Here is a 21,711-nt window from a genome sequence, read left to right on the forward strand (position 1 = left end):
AAAGCGACTACGCCACTTGCGACGGTCGGTTGCGGCTACGCGACCTTTGCTGGCACCTCAAGAATACCTCCGCGTCCGAAGACTATGTGGGCTCGCAACGGCAAAGACTACGCGGCTTCGAGTGCCCTCCACGTTCATCGGTTTCGCTGCCCAATTTGCGCGAAACCCAGCCGACACGGAGCGCTGGTTTGGTGGCCAAGTCCCGTCTGAGCGCGCAGGCAAGTCTCCGCCTCGCTGAACAGCACCTCGGGCAGTTCGCCCGCCGCAGCACACCATCGTGCAACACTTGTTGGGATCGATAAGACGCAAAGCAGCCGAGACGATCATCCCGCGCACATAAAGGTGCGAAGCTGGTCGTGTGCAATGGGCATTCCACGACGTCCTCCAGTCCTCCGATCCTGCATGCTATGGTGCAACCTCGGACTGGCCGACAGCCGGAGCTACATCGCTCAAGCGAAAGTAACATCCTCAAGGTGAGGCATAAGGGGGGTAATATTGCAGCCCGCATGACGGGTCCGGCACGACCCAGACGAAATGGCCAGGATGACGGTGCATCTCGTGGGCCGCCAGCGGGCCGCGATCATCCGTACCCACTGGCGGCGCGAGCAATCCACTGTTAATCGGTGAGTTGTCTATCCAGGTAAGGACAACCGAACTGACCGCAAGGCTCCAGTCCGGCGCGATCGCTTCACCAACTAGTTGCGTCTCATACCCGCGTAAGCTTCACGAACCCTCCTTCGGCTAATTTGGCTTCGTAGGCTCGTCCGTTAAGCTGGATCGTTGTGGGGTTATTAGCGGTCGGCATGAAACCTTCTTCGCGCAGCTTGTCCATTAGGGCAGGTGTGGCCCATTGCTCTGGTAGCGGCGTTCCGAAGCGCCGGTTCTCCGTGAAGAAAGCTCCGAAGTCCGGTACCCCCGCCCGGCCGGCCCCAACCACTTGGTCCTCCGCAGGATTATGAACAAGAAGAACGCGATTGGACTCATCCAAACCGGCCGTGTAGCGGCGACCTCGGATTTCATAGGTCATCGTCGGCTGGTCCGAGTCCGGCAAGAGACCCCGGTGGAACAGCCTCTCGACCATCACGTCAGGGGCGATTTGCGAACCGTGTGAAAATCTCTGGGGAACGGCGAACGAGACATCTACCGCTTCCTCAGGTGCGGCAGATGATGATGGTCCCGCTTCATTCATGATCTGACTGAACAAATCATGATCTTCCTGTGTCCAGACGTGCGCCGTTGGTGATTCTGGTGAACGGACATTATCAATCGTGTTCGGATCCATAAAGATCCCCTTTCTATTATGAGAACAAAGGCCTCTTGAAGATCTCCCCCAGGGAGTGAGCTGAAGTTCGTCACGAATTCAGACATGGGCGGCTTCATCATCGAGAGGCCAAGTTCGAGTGTTAAAGAGGCTAGCTTTCGAGAAGCTGACAAAGGGCGAACAAGGGAGACAAACCGGCGCCCGCATCTGCCACATCTGATGCGATCATCTCCGAGCAAAGTCTCATTCCGCCTGACCGCGCAGTCGATGCGCAGGTCTCCGTCGTGCGCCGCATTCACCTGGCGGTAAAGCTGGTTAGGAGGTCCAGGCGATGCGGACCGCGGCCAGACCCAGTCTCGCACCGAACATGTGTATTTTGATCTCTGCTCGCGACCAGTCGTTCTTGCTTACACTTTGAGCCTATGCTCGGACCGCTAACCATAGCCCCGCCAGCGCGAAAACAGACGAGAGCGCGAGCTACGTGAGAGTCCGGCAAGCTCGGAGCGAACTGTTCACTTATTTAGATGAAGAACGAAACCGCTCAGACGCAAAGCAGCCGAGCCGATCATCCCGCGTACGGCTAAAGGTGCGGCCGTGCCGGCGATCCCGAGACTGCGGCTGCCACTGCGTGTAACGGGCATTCGCGACGTCCCCAGTGCCTCCGGTCGCGCGCCATGATGCAACCTCCGACTGACAACCGGAGCTACATCGGTCAAGCGGAATGATAAATCCTCAGGCGAGGCAATACGAACGGCCAACTTTGTCCCGGCTGCAATTGACGCTCACGTGATGCAGATGGCGCTCGTGTCAGGGCGCGCTTAGAGGAAGCGGACATTTCAGTGGCGACTTCGACACTGAGCGCTTGTTAGGTTCGAGACCAATGTCGGCAAGTTGACGATACGCACGGTCAGACAAAGCGCAAAAGCAGCAATTTCAGTTTGGTATGCGGATTGCTTCCTTACGGCGTCATCACCGATCGCTTCCAAGGCGACGGATAGGTAGCAACATTTAGCAGAGGCCGGCTATGTCGCAGGCTGAGGTAGAACGGTTTGTCAAGAATCTAGCGAAAGAGGGTAGCCTGCTCGAAAACCTTAAACAGAGTGCTACAGGCCTGGCACCGATTGTAGCTGTCGGAAAGAGCCACGGCTACGATTTCACGCTTGACGAGATTAGGAGCTGCATCCGAGCGCCAGGCCGACACGCGTTGATGCAGCTCGACGCGATTGTCGGCGGCAAGCAGGATTTGAGTGGTGCGGGCTCGAGCAGGATTGTGCATACCACTGCGTTGGCTGGTTCCACGTCTAAGGCACCCACGAGCGCCGTGCAAGCTGCGGAAGCGGGCCGTGACCTAGTTGCTATCGTTTTACTTGTTGTAGTTGTTGTCGCGGTCGTGGCGTGACATGTTTTTAGCTCTGATCCCAATGGCTCGTCCTCAAGGAGACCATCCGGTCCCAAGAGAACTGAAAGCACGCCTCGTCAGGAGTGAGATCATTGCTTTCAGGCCTATAGATGCGGCTTCAGGGCTCACCCGTACGGTATGACGCACACTGCCACCGAACACTGCCGACAGATTTTTGACCGGCGCACCCCCGAGCAACTGCGCACGCTGTCACACGTCAAGCGCTTCATGGAGCGGCTGGCTGGTGACTTGGAGTTCCGCAGGGCACTTTCGGAGAACGTTGACTCTCCTCGAGCGGTAACAGAGCGCTACGGCATCGAAGTTGACCCAATGAAAATGCTGCCGCTCTGGCGCGGCGGCTACCTGAAACACCGCTTCAAGCCGGAGTCTACGCCCTGGCCCCTGGCTATGATGTGGGACGAGTTTATCTGCGAGATGTTGCGCCATCGCGACCTCCTGCGCGAAGAGGGCGAAATGTCGACGATCAGCCCTCGCTTTCATGCTTGGCGTGAGCGCCAAATCCGGCGCTGCAACGACGAATTGGGCGGAACGGCGGCGTCGGTCACGTACCCCATCATCGCTTTCGAGCTGAGCGACGGCTGCACCGTGGGTTGCTGGTTTTGCGGCCTCTCGGCGGACCGCTTCAAAGGCTATTACGAATATAGCGAAGAGCATGCAGCGCTTTGGCGCGGCGTGGTCGGTATCGCGAGCGAGATGTTTGGTTCGGCAGCCCGTACTGGTTTTTGCTACTGGGCCACAGAGCCGATGGACAACCCAGACTACGACCGCTTTCTATTCGACTACTACCAGATCACGGGCGCATTGCCACAAACAACGACGGCGGCCCCGCTCAGGGATCGCGCACTCACCACGCGCGTGCTCGAACTGTTCAAGCGCTATCGCACCGTGACGAATCGATTCTCCGTGCTGAGCACAACACATCTCGACCAGATTCACATGGCGTTTTCGCCTGAGGAGCTGATCGGTGTCGAACTCGTCCTGCAGGGCAAGGAGGCGCTGACTGCAAAGGCTTTTGCTGGACGCGCGCGCGAGCGGAGCGAGAAACTTAGGGCCGCCAGCAAAGATGATGCAATCGCCTTGCTGGAGGGTGATCACACGACCATCGCCTGTGTTTCCGGCTTTCTCGTAAATATGTTGCAGGGACGTTTACAATTGGTGACGCCGGTGCCGGGTAGCAAGCGCTGGCCTCTCGGCTACCGCGTCTTGAGTGAACGCTTCTTCAGGACGCCTGACGAGTTCCGCGAGGGGCTGCAGCGCATGATCGACCAGCATATGCTCGAGAGTCCAGCTCCCAAATTGCCGATCCGCTTCCGCAGGGACCTGCAATACAAGGCCGGGAACCGATGCTTTCATCTCCGCTCACGCAACATGGAACACCGGGTGCTCGACGACATCACTCCGACTTCCGTTGGCCATCTAATCGCCTATGGCAACTGCACAGCGTCGGAGCTGGTTAGGCAGGTCACGACCGACGGAGCGAGCGTGCTCGCAGTAGCTGACCTGCTCGATCAGTTATACGCGGCCGGGGTGATTGAAGAGGACTTAGAGGACAGCTTCGCCTGGCAGACCAACGGACCTGTTACTGCACTTTCATCCGGCAGCGGTTAGAGTCTCGGATTTTGTACGCCATTGGATCCGCCGGAAGAATTTCATTGTCGGGTTGCCCAGGCGAACGGTGCGTGATGCCCCTGCAGTTCCACCGCGCTGTCGAAAACATGGAAATTTGGAGTGCATGCAGCGGCGGCTACTCGTTCGTTATAAGCTTGCAGAGCCCGACGGGCCCTGGCTTTCGCGGAAGGTTCGGCTACGTCGCTTCGTGGCGTCCGCTTGACCAGAGCCGTGGCTCGATCAGGGTGCTCGGCTCGCCGCTGCAGAGCTTCGCTGAGGCCAAGGACGCCTGCAACAGCATGCTCAAGTACCTGAGAGACTGAACTGATTCCCGGTCGCTCGAATGCGAGCACTGCTAAACTGCTGCAGTCGCGCCGGGTGCTACCCGGGATGTTCACCGGACGGGACGTCCTTTGTAGCGATTGAGATTATGGCGGCCGATTTGAGCGGGCGGTAGATATTCTATCCGTCGGACCGGCTTGCGTCCCAATCGACCTCGTGTGGATGATCTTGAAGATCACAGTATCCAGTCCAGCAACTCGGTCGTTTTCTGCAGCTCGGCTAGGACTTTCTGTGGCGTCATCTCTTTTCTCCGGTCCCGGGCAGATCAGTCGTTTTTGTCTTTGGCTGGAACGCACTCTTTGCAGAGCGTCGACACGCCTACCCAGAAGAAGAGTACCGCTACGCCCGCAAAGACTAGCGGACTCATGGGGACGGTGCCTGCTCGAGCGATATCGAATACATGAAGTATGCCCTTCGGGCATCGCTCCCGACGTCAAGTCGCCCCACGCGGTCGCGCTCCGGAGACCGGCGTACGCGAACGCCCGCAGCAGCATACCGCTAGGCCCGTCGAGGCTGCCGTTCTACCATTGAAGTACGCCCGCAATCCTTTGAGATTGCTCTAATTTTCGTCTCGGCCTGAATTTGCTCGGCACGCTTTTGGCACGGACGTCCGTAGACATCATACTTAAACCAAACCGCGTGGCGTTTTGCAATCCTAGCCGTCGAACTCCACGGCCGGCAAGCGAGCCAGCCGTTTGTCCGCCGCGCGTACGAACTCGAACAGAGGATGTTGAGCTGGGGTACGGTGGACGGCTCGTCCGCAATGTAGGATTGTGCCGTGACCATCAGTGGGGACTTGTGGCTAAGAGCGAACAGAATCGGGAGCGGTTCCAGGTCGCCTACATCGGCGACACTGACGATGAGCACACCATGGATGTGGAGGCACTTGGGCCTGGCACTTTTGGCCTTCGGAAAGTTGATCCGGGCGGCGAATGCCGAACTCAACCAGAACCGCGCGACGATGAAGGTGCTGGTCGATTCAAGATTTGAGCATAAGTGCTTCCTCATCAACTTCGAGACGCTCCAATCGGTTCTCGATACTGTCAAACACTTTCTGAAACGACGAAGGTGTGAAGCACGCGACGGACGTTCTGCAAAAACTTGGCGTCACAGCAGGAACCACCGCAGCGGGCTTGTTTGGCCATTTGAAGTGGCGCAATGGCCGAAAGGTGGACTCAGCGCAGACGGTGAAAGGATCGCTTGGTGCCGTCATCGTCAAGATCGAGGGTGATAACAATACATTCCAAATCGGCAGTGACGTGTTTCGGCTCTCTCAAAACGCACAGGTCTTGGAAGCGGTCGAGGGCACGCTCAAACCGATAGACCACAAGGAGGCAAAAGCGATTGAGTTTCGCAAAGACGACAAACAGATCGCGACCTACCGAAACGAGGATGTGAGAGCAATCGCCGCGTCATGCGAACACCCGGGCGGCGTAATCGAGAAGGAGGCAGCGCCAAAAATCGTTAGCGCGGTGCTGTACACCCACGGCCCCGTTTTCGATGTGAAGGCCCCAAAGTGGCGCTTTCTGTACCGAAAGAAGCCCGTCTACGTTGACATCCGCGAAACGAACATCGCAAAGGATGCGGTTAAGCGGGGTGGATCGTTTATGAACGACCGCTACAAAGTGAAAATGGAAATCGCACCACCAGAAGGTGACCGGGCAGAGGCGCAGTACAAAATCATCGAGGTCCTGGAATTCACACCTGCCGAGCAACAGATGAATATGAAGCTTCGAGCTGCGAAGAAAACGTCCGCTAAGAAGCACGCAGCAAAAATGAAGTGACACTGCGCCGAAGCTTTGGACGATCATTGGAGAGAACAGTGCACAGTAGACCTACATCGTACACGATCGAGCGCAATGTAAACGATGAGCTCGTATATGTGCGCTGGCTCATGACCCAACTTGGGAGCGGTAATTACAATTTCCGTCTCCCACCCTCGTTGCTCCATCGGGTTAAGGGAGGTGAGCGAGCCTTCACTGATGAAGAATTGCGAGAGGCAATTGTAACGGACGCCGAACCCGGCAGCTCGATTGACGAACTGCGCGACACGTGGGCGTCGCAGTCGCAATCCATTTTTGAAGCCTTCTTCGCAAGGATGAAGCGTCATCCGCCTTATTTGCTGAATGTTCACGTCACACGATATGGCTCGGGCGGGTCATATCATCCGACCGGCCTGCCCGGACATCCGAAACCGTTCATTACAAGCAGAGACCCGAAGGTCGCCAAGACTGCTTGGAGCTTCAATCAGGTGATTGTCCACGAGACGATTGAGTTCCTTATTCACGATGAAATCCGCAGAAGGAACACCTCGCAAGAGGCAAAAGAGGCGATGGTCGATCAGTTCTGCAGCTGCAACGAACTGCAGGCGGTGTATGGAGAATATCCGAAGCAAAGTAACTTCGTCGGAGCTTTGCCTGAAGATTGGCGATCCTACATCACGTGGCAGGACGGCGAAGCTCCAACTTGGGGCTAGGCCAGTAAGGAGAGGGATTCTTATCCATACGGCCGCGTGTCTTCATGAAGATTCGTGAGCGCCAACGACGCGAAACCAGTTTCTAAGTCGCGCGCGAACGCTCGTCACTTAGACCATACGGATCCATTGGCCCAGTATATGGCTGCGTTCGTGGGCTCAGGTGTTCCGACAAGCGGCTTTCCATCCGCGCCCTTCCAATCTAATGCGAGGACTCTACCGGCAGCATCTATCTCAGCGTTACTTTTCCCCCCACACTCGTTTATCAAGACCACACGATCGCCGGTGACGATAACAGGCAATTGGCTCACGGGTTTGCAATATTGACCCGCCGTGATGAAGTACCGGCCGCCGATTCCGTTCCACGTAGGTCGATTCCAGATAGAGCCGTTCTCCCATATGAGCTGTTGGGTCTTCGGATTCGGCGTCGCGATAACGTTCCACTTGATTGCGCGAATGCGGCCGTCCTTAAGAAATTCGGCCTCGCTTTGGTCGCCGCATTCATTTACTAGCAGTAAGCGAGCATCCGAACTCGTTACATAGGCGTGCTGCCGCTCAGGTTTGCAATACTGACCAGCGCTCAGATTGTAAGCTCCGTACAGCCCCGCCCACGTCTTATAGTAGTAGTTCAGCAGAATATCTGATCGGTCCTCGAATTCGTAGGCGTCGCGTTCAATATCCATACCGCGGTCTTGCTTAAAGCTGTTGCGAGAAAGTTGCTTGCTGTACTCGCACTTGAAGTTATCAGTGCCTCGTGCACGGTATTGGCGAATGTGGAACATCTCGTGCGCGAGAACGGACGCCAACTCCAGGTCATGGGTGCCGTCACTGAGATGATCGGAGATACAAACCTTGTCTCTGTCGTAGGCGAACCCGCTAGAATTGCCGGTCAGGCGGCAAAATTTGAACTCAACGCCATTAAACTCATCGGCGCGATATAGTCCGATATCGATGAGCGCCTTTTTCGCACGATCGAACCGGCGAGCGGTACCGGCCGGACTTGGCGCCTGCTGACCTGTATAGGCAGCGATGACCGTTCCAACGATCGCGGTGAAGCCGGCCGCGCACTTCTTTTCGAGCTCCGTTACTACAGATGGCAAATGAGGAAGTTCAACACCAGTCGGTTTGCAAATTGCTTTCGATGCTTCGCAGGTGGCTTTGCACTGCGGTTCGCAGACATCGTTTTTGTCCCAGGGAGTAATTCTGATAGTATGGCAACACGACTTGTTGCAGTCTTCGTCACAGGCGGCAAAGCTTAGATGGCTGCCGAAGAGAGTGATCAGAATTACCAAAACGAGGCGCAGGGTTCTTGCCATGGCCCCCCTTCGCATCCTTGCATCGTCACGGCGCAAGGATGCCTGATCAACGCGAAAAAATAACACTGAGTGGATGCCTCTCGGAAACCATATCGTAACGAAAAACCGATGCTCAACCTACGACAGGGCCACCACACTGGATGATATATCGAAGTAACCTGCCGTGGAAGTGCAGAGTTTGGAGTAGTCCGCCCTTATCGCGCTGCATTGCAGAAAGCCGGACGCCCAGGAGACAAGCGGCTGGGCTCAAGTGTGACTGCACTAAACGGCGCTGATGGCGCTCCGTCGATCATAAGCTTCAAATAGATCCGATAGTTCGATAGCTGCAACAGATCGATTTCATCGAATCGTTCTTGGAAAGTCCCGCGCTAAATATGTTGCATCCTCGAACCGACTCGGAAGGAAATGATCGTGCTGGCATTTCGCAAAACCGCATGGCGCACGTCCGGGTTCAAGCTGATGAAGATATTGGTTGGCGACAGTGAAGCCGACCCGATACTTGTGGAGTTCTGCGAACATGTTCGCGACAGGAGCGTTGTAAAGTTTTGAAACTCGTCAACATAAACGAAAAAGTCTCGCCGCTCAGGTGCCGGCAACTCTGCCCGGCTGAAGGCCGCAAGTCCAAGCGTAGTCACGAGCAGGCCGCCCAGCAGCGACGAGCTATCCTCGCCGATCCGTCCCTTGGCTAGGTTGACCAGCAGCACTCTGCCCTCGTCCATAATCTGGCGGACATGGATATCGCGTTTGGGAGCGGTCAAAAATCTATTCAACAGGGGATCTGATATAAAAGCACCCACCTTGTTTTGGATGGGGGCCGTGCCGTCGGCCCGGTACCCGAAAGAAAAGCGCTCAAACTCTTCAGGAAGAAGTTGCGAACGGTCTCATTCCTTAGCTGTCGCCTTCAGGCAGACGTTCCGCGGCGGCAAGATCATGATGACGATCGGCGTTGCAGAGCTACCGGACTGCCTAAAGGCCGAGGCGCTGCGTAAGGTCGCGGACTTCTCCGGATTTACGGAGGAGAACGATCCGTATAGCGAACACGACTTCGGAAGCTTTGACCTCGTCGGTCGGAAGTTCTTCTGGAAGATCGACTACTACGACGAGAATATGAAGTACGGCTCAGAAGATCCGAGCGATCCCAAGCGCACCACGCGTGTGCTCACGCTGATGCTCGCTAGTGAGTACTGATAAAGCAAGAAGTGACCGCCTCCCATCTGGACGCAGCGGAGAAGTGCTTCAGCAGGAGAAGCGCCGTTGTGGGGATCATCGGAAGGCCTGCCGGACCCATATAGGTTAGGCGCCCGATCAGCGCGGGTTTGCCTTGGACTTTTGTCCACGCCCTCGCTTACGCGAGGGCATTTGTTGAAAAGCGGGTCCTGACATTGCCAAGGAAGTACATCACTATTGGGGCAAAGCACAGCGGAGCACGTCGCGCAGCGACTTCGACCGGCCGAGCGCAGGCTGTGGCAACTTGGTTGCTGCCGGCCCCCCTTTCCCCTCGCTCGATAAATTCGACAAACGGCCCAACTGCTGTCAGTCCACACATTGGATGCGTGAGCGTGGCTTATTAAGTTTGGAGCTCGCTAAGAAGTGGAGGATTTTCGCGCCACGAGTGTTCGTGATTGAATCTTTGCCGATTCCATTGCGGCGTTGAGCTCGTCAAAATTTTCGAGCCACAGTTGGATACGGGTAGGATCGATGCCCTTGTTCTGGAGATCGAGATTGTAGCGCTTTACGAAGTAGAATGCCGCGGGAAGTCGCATCATCACTCGAAGCTCGCCATCCTCCATACGGTAGTCATGCTCGATGGCTTCGCGCTGACGCGCATCGAGCTCAGGGTGGGCTTTTAACTTCAGTTCAAAATGCGTCAGCCACTCGACGTCGTCTGAAGGATCTATATCGCAGGGCTCCAGCTCAGAGATCGACAGGATGCGCCCTAGCACGTAGTCGCGAAACTCATTCCGATCGGTTGAGAAGGCGCGGCAATGCCAGCGATAGCCATCATGCACAAAGGCGTGCGGACAGATTTTTCGCATGCCGGTGCGGGTGAGTGATTGATAATAAATATTGATAGCCGAGCGCGTCTCGACCGCCTTGACGAGAGCGCGCAGCGTGTAGGCTTCCGGGCCGCGCGCTAGGACGGGCGCGACTTCCGCCGGTGGCACGCCATCAAACCATGTGTCGCGTTTTCGGATGGCGCCCGCTTGGAGCGCCTGCAGTTGCAAGAGATAGCGTTCGGGCGAAAGCTTTAGAAAAACCGGCCGGAAGTTGTGCGTGGGGACGTACGCCTTCTCGGATGCGTCGTAGGTGATGTTGCCCTGGGCGGCCTGCTGATAGTCGCGGAGATCAATCGAAGCCTGTGGCGTCGAAATCTGGAACTGCGTCTCGAGATCTTTCCGGTTTACCCGTCCACTCCAGTACACGCGCCACTCGATGAATTCGTATCGTTGGGCGATCGGCCAGCGAATTTCCTCGGTTCCTATCATGAAACTCCTCGGGGGTTGACTCGTCTAGAAACTATCCGTATATAAACACGACAGGTAATGAAAATATACCTGTTTCGGCATTGTTTTCATAGGAGAATCGCAGATGAGCGATCATGGAGGTGGCTCCGGCGGGGGCCAGTCGGGTTCCGATGGAAGCGGTAACTCTAGTCCGAACGGTGATAATCTCGGTCACGGCGGAGGTAATCCTGGTCACGGCGGCGCCAACGCAGCCCACATTATCGTCGACAATCAGCCGAAGACCGTTCGACAGGGTGAATGGCTCGTCAGTGCCCTCAAGCAGGAGGTAGGTGTCGATCCGGCCAAGGCACTTGCCGAGATCACCCCGACCGGGCTCGTGGATCTCGAAGATACCGCGCATATCGACGTTCGCGACGGCCTGCGCTTCATGAGCCACGTGCGGAAGGGCGGTTCATCGTGAGTGGCCCGGCAGCAAACGACGATATCGACCCCAGCCTTCTTCCCATCGCCCAACTCTGCGATGGGAAGGTGTCTTTCAAGTCGGAGGGCTGGCGCAAGCTGATTTACATGGAGAAGCTTCGCTTTCGGGTAGGGACGACGCAGTACGTGATGGACGCCATCCTGTGTCTTAACCATGACAACGCTACCTATCCGACCAAGCTTTATCTCGCGCAGAATGTCGGCGGTGGCGTCAACTGGAACGAGAATGCGTATCTCTTAGGCCGGAACTGGCCGACGTTCTCTTGGAGCGGTGTCACGCCGGACCAGCCCTATCTTGATATTCTCGCAGCGCATCTCGCTCCTTTAAGCAAGGCAGCATAGTCATGTGGCGCACTATCGTGACGTTCTTCACGGGCTTATTCGCCTCGCCGACAAAGCCTGCGGCATCTCATACTGACGGGACCCGACCGTCTCCGCGCATTAGATTTCGAGCGACGAGCGCGTTTATGGCGCGTCTGCGCGATGATCTTGAGCGCTCGCATGCGTTCGCTCACGAGCGCGTGGGGTTCGTCACGGTGCGCGCGGCAAAGGGTTTAGAGGGCTTGGTGCTTTTCGCGGATGAATATTATCCAGTGGCCGATAACGAGTATCTGCCTGACCCAAGCGTCGGCGCGATGATCGGTCAGGAGGCTTTTCGCAAGGCGCTTGAGCTCGCCTTGCTGAAGGGCGTCGGCATCTTTCACGTGCATATGCACGGCCTCTCGCCACGCCTGTGGTTCAGCGGCACGGATCTGCGCGAGCAAGCCAAGTTCGTGCCGGATTTCTTTAGCGTCTGTCCGCAGATGCCGCATGGCGCATTGGTGCTTAATGCCAAGACAGCGGCGGGCCGTGTTTGGCTCGGGCCCAACGACGTCCGTAAGATCGATGTGTTCGAAGAGGTCGGCGCCCGAACCTTGCTTATGCGCTCGGCTGCCGACGGCAGTATGGATTTCTATGCATGACCGATGACCGTGATTTTAGCCGCCAAAGCTTTCTTGGTCCGTATGCCGAAGAGCTACTTGCGGATGTGCGGGTTACCATCGTTGGGCTCGGAGGCGGAGGCTCTCATATCGCACAGCAGCTTGCCCATGTCGGCGTCGGACATTTTCGCCTGATCGATCCGGACGACATTGAGGCCAGCAATCTCAACCGGCTCATCGGCGCCACCAGCGCAGACGTAGACAAAGCAACCGCCAAGGTCGACATCGCCGAGCGTACGATCAAGGGGATTCGGTCCTGGGCCAGCGTGAAAACCGCCAAAGCCAAATGGCAGGAGGCTGATCACCTCATCCGCGACACCAATGTGCTGTTCGGATGCGTCGACGGCTATCAGCAACGCGATTATCTGGAGACAGCAGCGCGCCGCTTCGGCATACCTTATATTGACATCGGAATGGACGTCACGAAGATTGGCCCAGAGTTCTATGCGGTAGCTGGGCAGATGATCATGACTCTGCCGGGGCGTCCCTGCATGCGCTGCCTTGGATTTTTAACTCCGGACAATCTTGCCAAGGAAGAAAACCGGTACGGTGATGTGGGCATCAATCCCCAGGTCGTGTGGACGAACGGGACACTGGCTTCCTTGGCCGTCGGGGCTTTCATGAAACTCGTCACACCCTGGTTTGCGAATACCGAAAGCTTCACTTGGCTCGAACTGGACGGCAACAATCAGACCGTCACAGCGAGCGAACAGCCCCAATACTTTCCACGGGAGCAACAATGCCCCCACCATGGAGGCGCGGATGGCCTTGGCGATCCATTTTATGACCTCCGCAAGACAAAGGAAAATGACAGCAGAGCCTGAGACGGCCGCGCCCGCCTCCCATTCAAAGTCAAGTAGCCAAATAGTTCAACACGGATGAAGCGGCATATCGAAATGACTTTCCGATTACTAACGCGGGCTGCTGTACGTAAGTGATAACTCTCCCTGGCATTGTTTCTTTTGATTCTCTTGTCAATCGCGCGCCGCGACAATGCGCCCGCGCAGAAGACGAGAATCATCTCGAAGACCAGCTCGGTCCCGAAGTGCCGAAGCTGAATTGTCCGCTGATGTTGTAGTAGTAGCTTGGCGCGGATTGATACCAATACGCGCCGAAATAGGCGGAGCCGACGCCCTGGAAGCTGTACTGGCCTGCATCCGTCCACCCAATTCCCTGAGGCGGCGGATACATCAGCAAAGCTAGACTGAACGGATCGTTGGACATCTGATTTCGAACAAAGTCCAGGCTGCTTCTGAAATCACTTCGGACCCCGGCGACTTCGGTCGTTACAGCTATGATGTCTTCTGCGACGATCCCCCGAATAGTTGCAGGCAAATTGTTTGCTGCCAGCACGAACGGTGTGACATCGCGGACGATGTTCTTCACACTATCCACCAGGGATCTCAATGTGGAGGATTGGATGTTAATGCTCCAGTTGTAAGCGTTGCTGTCGATTTGTATCTGCGCAAAGGCTCCCCAAGCCGCCCCATTCGCGAATTTTCCACCCTCGACCTCGGCAATCGTTCCAGCCAGGGCAGCCGCCGCCCCGATCTGGAGCAGAGTTGCGCCACTGAAGCCGGTGATGCGCGCGATATCGGGTTGAATGCTGCTCAAGGCCGCCAATTCGAAACCCTTAGCAAAATCGCGCCAATCGCCTCCTCGGGCCAGATTTTCCAATCCACCCAGGCCGCCATGCGCAAATACGCTCTGCCAGCTTCCGGCCGAAACGACTTGCGCTAATCCCCCGGCGAGACCGCCCAAAACCGCGCCTGTGACGGTCGCGGAGAGAACCTCATTGAGGGAGCCTCCATAGAGGGCAGAGCTGACACCGCTTGTTACCGCCCCCGAAATCAGGCCTGCCAGGATGGGAGATGTCGCGCCAGCGGTGAGGACCGTAACGCCGACGGCCACGGCAACAATCACCACTTCGCGCCAGTTCTGACCGATCCATTGACCGGCTTGCGAGATCAGGTCGTGTCCCGCCTGACCGACAGCATGAGCCGCCTCGCCCACGGCGTGCGTAAAATCGTGCCAGGCGTCGCTTAGCCCCCAGTAGCCGGTGGGATCGACATACTTCATCGGATTATTAAGAGCATACGCGTAGCGATTGAGTGTTCTTTCATCGGTCAAGACTTGAGTCACGAGGTCTGGGCTGACGAATGACCCGATTGCAGGATCATAGACGCGACCATTCATGTGAACGTAGCGGCCATAGCCACCTGCGCCGTTCAGGGCCTCCGTCAGACCCGAATAGCCTCTCGACCACTTTTGCCCGGTGAAGTCCGTCGGGACATTGTCGCGCCGCCGACCCCATGAATCGAAGCTAAACGACCCCGCGAGGTATCCGCGGTCGTCGGTGAGTTCAGTCACCGATCCGAGCGAATCCTTGTGGATATAAATGACCCGCTCGGAGAGCGCGAGCTTCCGGCCGAGGTCGCCTGCAGTATCTTTCCGCTCCTTCTCCCTGCGCGGCGGTGCTGTCGCCTCGATGTGAGCGATGACATCGGATTTATCGATCGCAGCAAATATGCCAGTCGGATTTGCAATGTAGTGTCGGTGAATTATCTCCGTCTTTCCGAGCCGGTAAATCTTCGATCGCTCGTAAAGGTCGACGGAAATGACTTCGCTGCGTGTGCCGGCAGGATCTGGATTGGTCGTATCCGGCCTGTGTTGGATCTGTCGATAGCGCTGGCCGTTCGCAGCATACTCGAATTGCGACCAATCGTTGTCCACCAGCGGATTGCCGTCGTGAGGTGGGTGGCTTATCTCCGTGACTTTGTTGTCGGCCGAATATTTGAAGTGCGTCAGCGACTTTGGGGTGCCCCCGCCTGCGGAATCTATGACCTCCTCGGCGAGACGGTTTCCATTGTTGGGATAGCCGTTGGAATACGCGTATGAGGTGGATGTGCCATCGAGCGAGTTCTGGACCACCTTGGGTGCATGGAACGGCTGATTGTACGAACCATAGTCGAACGACAATGTCGTTGTCGGAGATTTCTTCTCCAGAATCGATCCTGCCGCATCATATGTTACCGTCTCGGTAACAGAGCCGTCGAACTTGACGGAAACAAGTTGTTGGGCAAGATCGTACTCAAATGTCTCGGTATGACCTGATCTCGCTCGCTTCGTGATGTTCCCTGCGAGATCATAGTCGAAACCCATATCCTGGACGTTGCGAGTTCCAATCGTCGTCTTCAGCGCTTTCAGGTAGCCCGAACGCGGATCGAATGTGCGCTCGGTGACTGCGGAATTGCCGAGCTGCTCCAGCCGGACTCTGCCAGAAGCATCCATGTCCTGTGCCGACCACCATGGCGTGGCTTTCGGTTTGCCTATGGCCACGAGATACCCGCTGGCGTCGTAGGTATTCTCCACCACGAAGTTGTCCGGATAACGGATCTGCTTGATTCTCCCGTATGCATCGTAGGTGTAGCCGGTCGCAAAGCTCTCGATAGCCGGAGCGTCGCCTTTGATACGAACCGTCTTGGTCGATAGCCTTCCCTGATCGTAGGCCAGCTCTTCGCCGCGTTTTTCCTGTCCGTTGACTCGCGTGACAATGCTGGCAACGCGGCCGACGCCCTTCGGGGCGTCGTAGATCCAGACGTCCACTCGATTACCGGCACTTCGACGCTTGATCCGCCCGAGCTTGTCGTAGCGCAGCTCGGTCATCTGATTTTGCGCGTCCGTCTGCTCGCGGAGCTGGCCGAACGCATCATAACGATACCCCCAGTTCCCCAGGTCGGGATCCGAAGTCGACGTGCGGTGTCCGACCGAATCGTAGGCGTGATATGTTATCGCTTGGCGGGGCCGGCCGAGGTCGTCAAGGACAGTCGACGTAATGCTGAGGAGGCGATCGCTGGCATCGTAGCCGTAGGTAACATTCCCTGCCGCTGCGGTTGTGCCGTCGCACTTGCCTGTAAAGAGCGGCCCGCACACCATTATCGGCAAATTGCGGACATTGGTGATGGTGGTCGTTTTTGCCGTGCGGGTGGAGTCGATGGTGGTCTCGACGATGGTCGCGCGCCCCTTGTAAGTCGTTTTGGTCGACGCGTGTCGATCGGGCTGAGTGATCAATACGGTACGGTCAAGCACGTCATAGGTCCGCGTGATGACCGGCGGCGCCAACTCGTCTTCAAAATAGGGCGTGGTCTTTCGCACCACGCGTCCGTATTCGTCATAGTCGGTATCCTGAAGGACTTTCTTTCCCTGGCTCTGCGGCCCGCTCGCAACGCTGCGGACCATTCTGCCGCGGCCGTCATAAAGCGATACGAGGGGCGGAAGTGCGCCCGTCTTGGCCGTCATTGAAAATCTGGCATTCAGGCGCGCATAAGGCGTGGCATTTGTCACGAAGCTGTATGTGAATTTTGTCGTTATTCCATCTGGATTGGTGCTCGTGTCGCTCCGGCCAAAGCCGTCATAGGTTGCGACGGTCTTCAGGCCGTTGGCATCGATCGCCGACAGCACCTGGCCACGGGCAGGCGAGAAGGTCCGAACGGTCTGATGACCTTCGGGATTGGTTTCGGTCTCGATGAAGCGCCCGTACTTGTCGAAAGTTCTGGTCGTGATGCGGGCTTCGGCCGCTGCGCGAATGCTGATCTTTGTTACGTTCCCGAATGCATCCCGGTCGTAATGTGCGTGCACTTCGAGCGGGGTGCCGTCGGCTGCCCTTGCGCCGACGTTGGACGTTTCGTCGCTGAGCAGCAGAGTGCTGGAATCATACTTGAATGACGATGTTGCCGTTTCGGTCTGGCGGCTTCCCCCCAGCAGGTCGCCAGTCTTCATTGTCGTCGACGACAGAAGCCGGCCGAGCCAGGCCCAGCGAGGATCCGCGGAGTATTCATTCGTCGTGCGAAGCGACGTGCCGTCGCTTCGTGTAGTCACTGATGTCAGTACATTGAGAAATTGATCGTAATCGAATTCGTCGCTCTTTTCGCCGAATAGGCTGCCATCCGTGTCGTGGGTGACCTGATCGATTTTGGTTTTCTTCTGCTGCACTATTGTATAGGTGGACCCGTTCTTTGCCAGAACGGTCCGTTTATCGGCGAGCCACGCGTTGGTCGTGCGCTCGAGCTCCACTTCTCCTGCCGTTCCAGACAAGGAACGAATGTCTGCCGCGGGCAGGCCCTCGAGGTAAGGATCCTGATGGAGTTCCGTGCGGGCAACCGTGTTCTTGTTCAAATCGATGACGTCGCGCGCGCCAAAGCCCAATGACCTTCTTGCCAGTGGATCGAACCGCAGACGTTCGTATCGATATGCAAAATTGAGCAGGTTGGCGCCATCGTTAACCCCCACACTCGCGACGACATACATCGCCGGCGTGCCGCGAATGGAGTCATCATTGTTCGACGGAGCGCCGACTTCATAAATGGGCTGGGTCGAATTCGAATTGCACAGATTGTCCCGTTCGAGGAGAGTTCGGTAGCACAGCGTGGTTGTGGCTCCCAGCCCCTCCGTGATCGAGGTCAGCACGCCGACGCGTACGTTTTGATTTGTCCAAACGCCGACGTTGTTGCCGTCCTTGGACAGCACGAGGTCGAGAATCCCGTTTCCGTCAATGTCCAGAAGACGGACGCCATTGTCGCTGCCGTCCGAGGCGCTCAAGGCGCGCGGTAACGCATAGAGATTGCCTGGGGCCAGCATAGCCCACGCGCCTGTTCTGGAGGCGTATCCTCGATTGAGGGCAACGCGATCTTCGTCGCCGACGCGGTAGACAAAATCGGGTAGTCCATCGCCGTTGATATCCACGAGGCGAAAGCCTGGATCGCCACCAGCAGCGGGCGAGGGCGATTGGTAAGGCATCTTCCAGGACGTGTTCTCTGTCCAGGCGGAGCTCGATCCGCGCGGGTCGTAACCAATTCCCATGTATGTTTTTGTTTGGGACGCATCCTTCCTGTTATAAACTACAATGTCGACAAGACCGTCCCCGTTCAGATCCGTATAGGCGATTGACATATCGAAGTTGGTGTTCACCTTATCGAGCTCAGTGGGCGGACCTTTCGTTGTGTCGCATTTCAGCCAGCCGACGCCACGGCCACCATTCAGGCAAATTCCTTTTTGGGGCTGGCCATTAAGCGTGAAATTATAAACGAGGTCGGAAAGCCCATCGCTGTTGACGTCGATGAACTGGACATTCGTCGATTGTGAATAGGACTGCGTGTTGCCGCCGGCACCGGGCATGACTACGAAGGGAATATCGGCGGGCGGCGTAAACCCATTATGTAGAGTCCACTTCCCGGATTTCAGGTCGTGGAGGTAGGCCTTTTGCTTTATTCCGCCCGCCTCAAGCCGCGAAGAGATGATGTCGAGCACGCCATCGCCGTCCAGATCGATGAAGCGCACGCCACGATCGCCGGCCTTTGAATCTCCAAAAACCGTGTCGTCGTCGTCGGGCAGTTGACCGGTAGTGTCCGTCCATCCGCCGCCGGCGGCGTTCTTGTAGAAGTGAACAGTCTTGGTGCCGTTTTTGAAGATGCTGAACACAAGATCGATGTAGCCGTCCCGATCCAAGTCGACGAATTGCACCGCATTGTTCAAGCTGTAGTCGGCCGCCATTGGGACCGGAGCCTTCAAGTTGGGCTGATCCTGCCAACCATTTCCGGTATTCCTCTTTGTGACCTGGTCGGTAAGATTGCCGTTGGTTTCGCGCGAGGCGATGATGCTCAGAAGCCCGTCTCCGAAGAGATCGACAAGCCGCACCCCGCTGTCCCGGCCATCAGGCCGTGAGAAATTGACACCCGGAAGGTAGTTAGGCTTGGGCGGTTGCCACGTTTGAACGCTTGTGTTGTAGAGAAACACCTGGTTCGCAACATACCGGGAGTTTGAAAAGAAGAGAACATCGTCATATCCGTCGCCGTTGAGATCTGCGATGAACATGACGGGATTGGGATTCGTCGCTGGCGGCAGGGAGGCCTTTGCAAGGTCGAGGAGGGCCGTGTCGGTCACCTCATAGCCGTGCCGGAACGACGGCGCGACGATCGTCCGGTGGCTACCAAGCTGGATGATCCTGGCATCGAGATCGTTTCCGACGCCGTCGACGAACCAAAAGGGATCGGCGACATTTCGCGGATCGTGGCCGGTGTCGGGCTGCCAGCCGGGTTTTGCGGAATCCGCGACCAGGGCCGCCGGATCGAATCGCGCGTCGGCGACAAGGAGCAGCGTGCAGGACTTGCCCCCGTTCGGGATGGTGCCCGCGTCCTTGATGGCCGCAGGCGAGAGGGAAGCAGCATAGGACAACGGGAGATCGTACTGAGACGCGCGAATCCATTTTTTCTGGCTCGCGTCGAAAGCCCAGGTCTCGTTCCTGCCGTTTCCAAAGTAGCCGAACTCGTTGACCCCATTGCAGTCGGCGTCCACCGGCCGGCCGATGCCATCGCCGACGACATAAGGCAGCGGGCCAGCGGCTTCGAGCCCCATCCCTGGCCCTCGATTGATTAAGGTGCCGCGTTTGCTGGTGTTTGACGGATCCGACCAGACGATATCCGACAGAGGTCCCGCGCTTGCGAAATTCGCGGCCACGATGGACACGACGCGCACACCATCGGCGCTCATCGGGATCTGATACTGACCGGCCGTGGGCATGGTCCACTGATTGCCGTCCCACTTGGCAACATTGGCGTATTGTTGTCCGGGATTCGGTGAAATTAGATACGGCTTGTTGGTCCCATCCAAATCCACGATGACGGCCCCGGTAGCCTTGTCAGCCACGCTAACGATATCGGAGATGAACGCCGCGCGCGGTACCAGCGCGGTACTTGCGTCGAAATGATCAGTCTTGTTCTCAAAGGCGCCGCGCTCTTCGACATTGCGAAGGTCGGCGCCATAGAGGATTTGGTTCGCCGTTCGCGCCCCGACGGTCATCTTCGCAACGCGATAGCCGCCAGCAACGTTGTCGCCAACGACAGGCATAACCTTGCTCGGATCTCCGTAGCCGCCTCCGTCCGCCTCCTGCCAGATTTTCGTGCTGGTTGGCTTCGAATATCCAAATAGTGTCGTGAAGTAATCCGTATTGTTGTCCGCGAACTGAGCAACCGATTTCAAGACGGCATTGTTCGATTCCGGATCACTGCCGTCGTCATCGGTCGTTCCATATTCGAAGACATACCGATAGGCCTGCCTGGTCCCCACGCTGGATGTCACCGCGGTCAGGCGTCGGCTTTTCGAAAGCGGATGGCCCGCAATGAACGAGACGGCGGGGTAGCTAATGTTCTTGTAGGAAAAGTCAACGGTCGCATAGGTCGGCTGACCCGCACGCTTGTTCCCCGTATAGGCAATGCTCTGAATTTCGTAGTCGCCGCCGACCGAGTTGAGATATTGAAACGTGATGTAGTTGCCCGCTGAATCGGTGATGAGATTGCACATCCAGAGCAGAATGGGACCCTTATCGAACAATCGGTTCTGGGAGTTGTCGCTCGCTCCGAACTCGAGCGTCAGTCCGGCCTTCGTCTCCACCACGAACCCGCTGATGTCACTCGTCCCGTCGAGAATTGCCGTCACGCGCGTTTGATCGTCGATCTCCTTCACATACTCGGCCGTCGATTTTCCGTCTCGCTTGCCGGTTTTTCCGGTCGGAATGAGGCGTTGGCCATCGAGGAAGAGTGCGTCGGTCGCATCGAATGCAACACCCCGGACCTCACCATCGGTGCGCCAATTCTTCGGACCTCGCGTGATCTTTGAAAGTCCGGCCACAGCCCAGCCCAGACCCATCGAACTGGCCGGCGCCTGACTGTTGTAGACAAAACTCAGTTTCGGCTGCGTACCCGCAGTCCCCGGGGCGACCTTTACCGGTATCGAATAAGTGGCGGCCCCGGCGAGACTGACGTCGAAACTGCCCTCGATCGTGCCGGGGCTCGGCGGCGTTCTGGTCTTTGGAGGAACAGGTGACTGCGCCGAAGCGCACTCACTCAGGATACCAACAATCAACAAAGCAAAAATCAAACCTGCCCGAAACGCGCGCATGCCGCCCTCCGTTCAAGCAACTAATGATAGAATGGATCACCATCTTCGGCCGGTTGTCAATAAAGATGTCATCATCCTGCTACATCCGATCTAGGACATTCTTGAGACTGCTCGTCCTAAGGGACGTCGAAGATCCGCCGCCGCTCTGTCCGCAAGCCCCCATCGATCTCACCAGCTCGTGAGTTAGTGGCCCATTGCTTCAGTCGATGCGACGAGCGGTACGTTTGCAGTTTGGGGGTAGACCAGAAGTGTCTGGCAGAGGCGATTGACCCGAATGTATGGTCCGGCCGTGCGTTGCAAGAGTTTTGAGTCGATCGGGCAGATACGGTCTTGCATCAATGTATCCGACCTCTGCTTGGAGCGTGTTGTGCTCCGGGCCATCATGGGCATCAGCGCGCATGCGATCTCATTACC

Annotated in this window: 14 protein-coding genes; 9 read left to right on the forward strand and 5 right to left on the reverse strand. The window is 56.9% G+C overall.

The genetic code is table 11. From position 1 onward, the window contains the following. Positions 1 to 706 precede the first annotated feature (706 nt). Positions 707 to 1,282 carry a hypothetical protein gene (locus YU9_RS0129690; RefSeq protein ID WP_027576054.1) on the reverse strand — a complete coding sequence of 192 codons (576 nt, stop codon included), beginning with the start codon at positions 1,280 to 1,282 and terminating at the stop codon, positions 707 to 709. A 1,003-nt stretch (positions 1,283 to 2,285) separates the two neighbouring features. Here YU9_RS0129690 and YU9_RS0129695 point away from each other — a divergent pair. The 4 genes from YU9_RS0129695 (at position 2,286) to YU9_RS0129720 (ending at position 7,107) form a co-directional block, all read left to right on the forward strand. Next, positions 2,286 to 2,660 carry a Nif11-like leader peptide family natural product precursor gene (locus tag YU9_RS0129695; protein WP_027576055.1) on the forward strand — a complete coding sequence of 125 codons (375 nt, stop codon included), beginning with the start codon at positions 2,286 to 2,288 and terminating at the stop codon, positions 2,658 to 2,660. A gap of 138 nt (positions 2,661 to 2,798) precedes the next feature. After that, entirely contained in the window at positions 2,799 to 4,289 is a 1,491-nt protein-coding gene (locus YU9_RS46355; RefSeq protein WP_084299118.1) for a radical SAM family RiPP maturation amino acid epimerase, read from the forward strand. 1,412 nt (positions 4,290 to 5,701) lie between these two features. Next, positions 5,702 to 6,415 carry a hypothetical protein gene (locus YU9_RS0129715; RefSeq protein ID WP_027576059.1) on the forward strand — a complete coding sequence of 238 codons (714 nt, stop codon included), beginning with the start codon at positions 5,702 to 5,704 and terminating at the stop codon, positions 6,413 to 6,415. 98 nt (positions 6,416 to 6,513) lie between these two features. Further along, the gene (locus tag YU9_RS0129720; protein WP_156952199.1) at positions 6,514 to 7,107 is read left to right on the forward strand and encodes a hypothetical protein; all 594 of its coding nucleotides are present in this window, start codon (positions 6,514 to 6,516) and stop codon (positions 7,105 to 7,107) included. 104 nt (positions 7,108 to 7,211) lie between these two features. On the opposite strand, the gene YU9_RS0129725 is transcribed toward YU9_RS0129720, so the two are convergent. Both YU9_RS0129725 and YU9_RS44775 read right to left on the reverse strand, forming a co-directional pair. Then, positions 7,212 to 8,420, reverse strand: a complete 1,209-nt coding sequence (locus tag YU9_RS0129725; protein WP_156952200.1) for a hypothetical protein — start codon at positions 8,418 to 8,420, stop codon at positions 7,212 to 7,214. A 368-nt stretch (positions 8,421 to 8,788) separates the two neighbouring features. Next, positions 8,789 to 9,178 carry a hypothetical protein gene (locus YU9_RS44775; protein ID WP_051380568.1) on the reverse strand — a complete coding sequence of 130 codons (390 nt, stop codon included), beginning with the start codon at positions 9,176 to 9,178 and terminating at the stop codon, positions 8,789 to 8,791. A gap of 172 nt (positions 9,179 to 9,350) precedes the next feature. Between YU9_RS44775 and YU9_RS42875 the strand changes: the two genes are divergently transcribed. Continuing rightward, a complete protein-coding gene (locus tag YU9_RS42875) occupies positions 9,351 to 9,608 on the forward strand; it encodes a DUF3768 domain-containing protein (protein WP_245266578.1) in 258 nt (85 codons plus the stop codon). Positions 9,609 to 10,003: 395 nt separating this feature from the next. Here YU9_RS42875 and YU9_RS0129740 read toward each other — a convergent pair whose 3' ends face one another. After that, complete coding sequence (locus tag YU9_RS0129740; protein ID WP_036018480.1) at positions 10,004 to 10,906, reverse strand: WYL domain-containing protein; 903 nt, start codon at positions 10,904 to 10,906, stop codon at positions 10,004 to 10,006. A gap of 103 nt (positions 10,907 to 11,009) precedes the next feature. On the opposite strand from YU9_RS0129740, the gene YU9_RS48255 reads away from it, so the two are divergent. The 4 genes from YU9_RS48255 (at position 11,010) to YU9_RS42885 (ending at position 13,169) form a co-directional block, all read left to right on the forward strand. Then, positions 11,010 to 11,345 (forward strand): hypothetical protein, encoded by a 336-nt coding sequence (locus YU9_RS48255; RefSeq protein ID WP_156952201.1) that lies wholly within the window; start codon positions 11,010 to 11,012, stop codon positions 11,343 to 11,345. Then, a complete protein-coding gene (locus tag YU9_RS0129750) occupies positions 11,342 to 11,707 on the forward strand; it encodes a hypothetical protein (RefSeq protein ID WP_027576065.1) in 366 nt (121 codons plus the stop codon). Before YU9_RS48255 ends, YU9_RS0129750 begins: the two co-directional genes overlap by 4 nt. A gap of 125 nt (positions 11,708 to 11,832) precedes the next feature. Next, positions 11,833 to 12,327, forward strand: a complete 495-nt coding sequence (locus tag YU9_RS42880) for a hypothetical protein (RefSeq protein WP_051380569.1) — start codon at positions 11,833 to 11,835, stop codon at positions 12,325 to 12,327. Beyond that, positions 12,324 to 13,169, forward strand: a complete 846-nt coding sequence (locus YU9_RS42885; protein WP_036018481.1) for a ThiF family adenylyltransferase — start codon at positions 12,324 to 12,326, stop codon at positions 13,167 to 13,169. Before YU9_RS42880 ends, YU9_RS42885 begins: the two co-directional genes overlap by 4 nt. Positions 13,170 to 13,362: 193 nt before the next feature. Here YU9_RS42885 and YU9_RS0129765 read toward each other — a convergent pair whose 3' ends face one another. Then, positions 13,363 to 21,297, reverse strand: coding sequence for an FG-GAP-like repeat-containing protein (locus tag YU9_RS0129765; protein WP_084299120.1), 7,935 nt, complete (start codon positions 21,295 to 21,297; stop codon positions 13,363 to 13,365). Between the last annotated feature and the right edge of the window lie 414 nt (positions 21,298 to 21,711).

This window comes from Bradyrhizobium sp. WSM1743 (genome assembly GCF_000473065.1).
Taxonomy (GTDB): domain Bacteria; phylum Pseudomonadota; class Alphaproteobacteria; order Rhizobiales; family Xanthobacteraceae; genus Bradyrhizobium.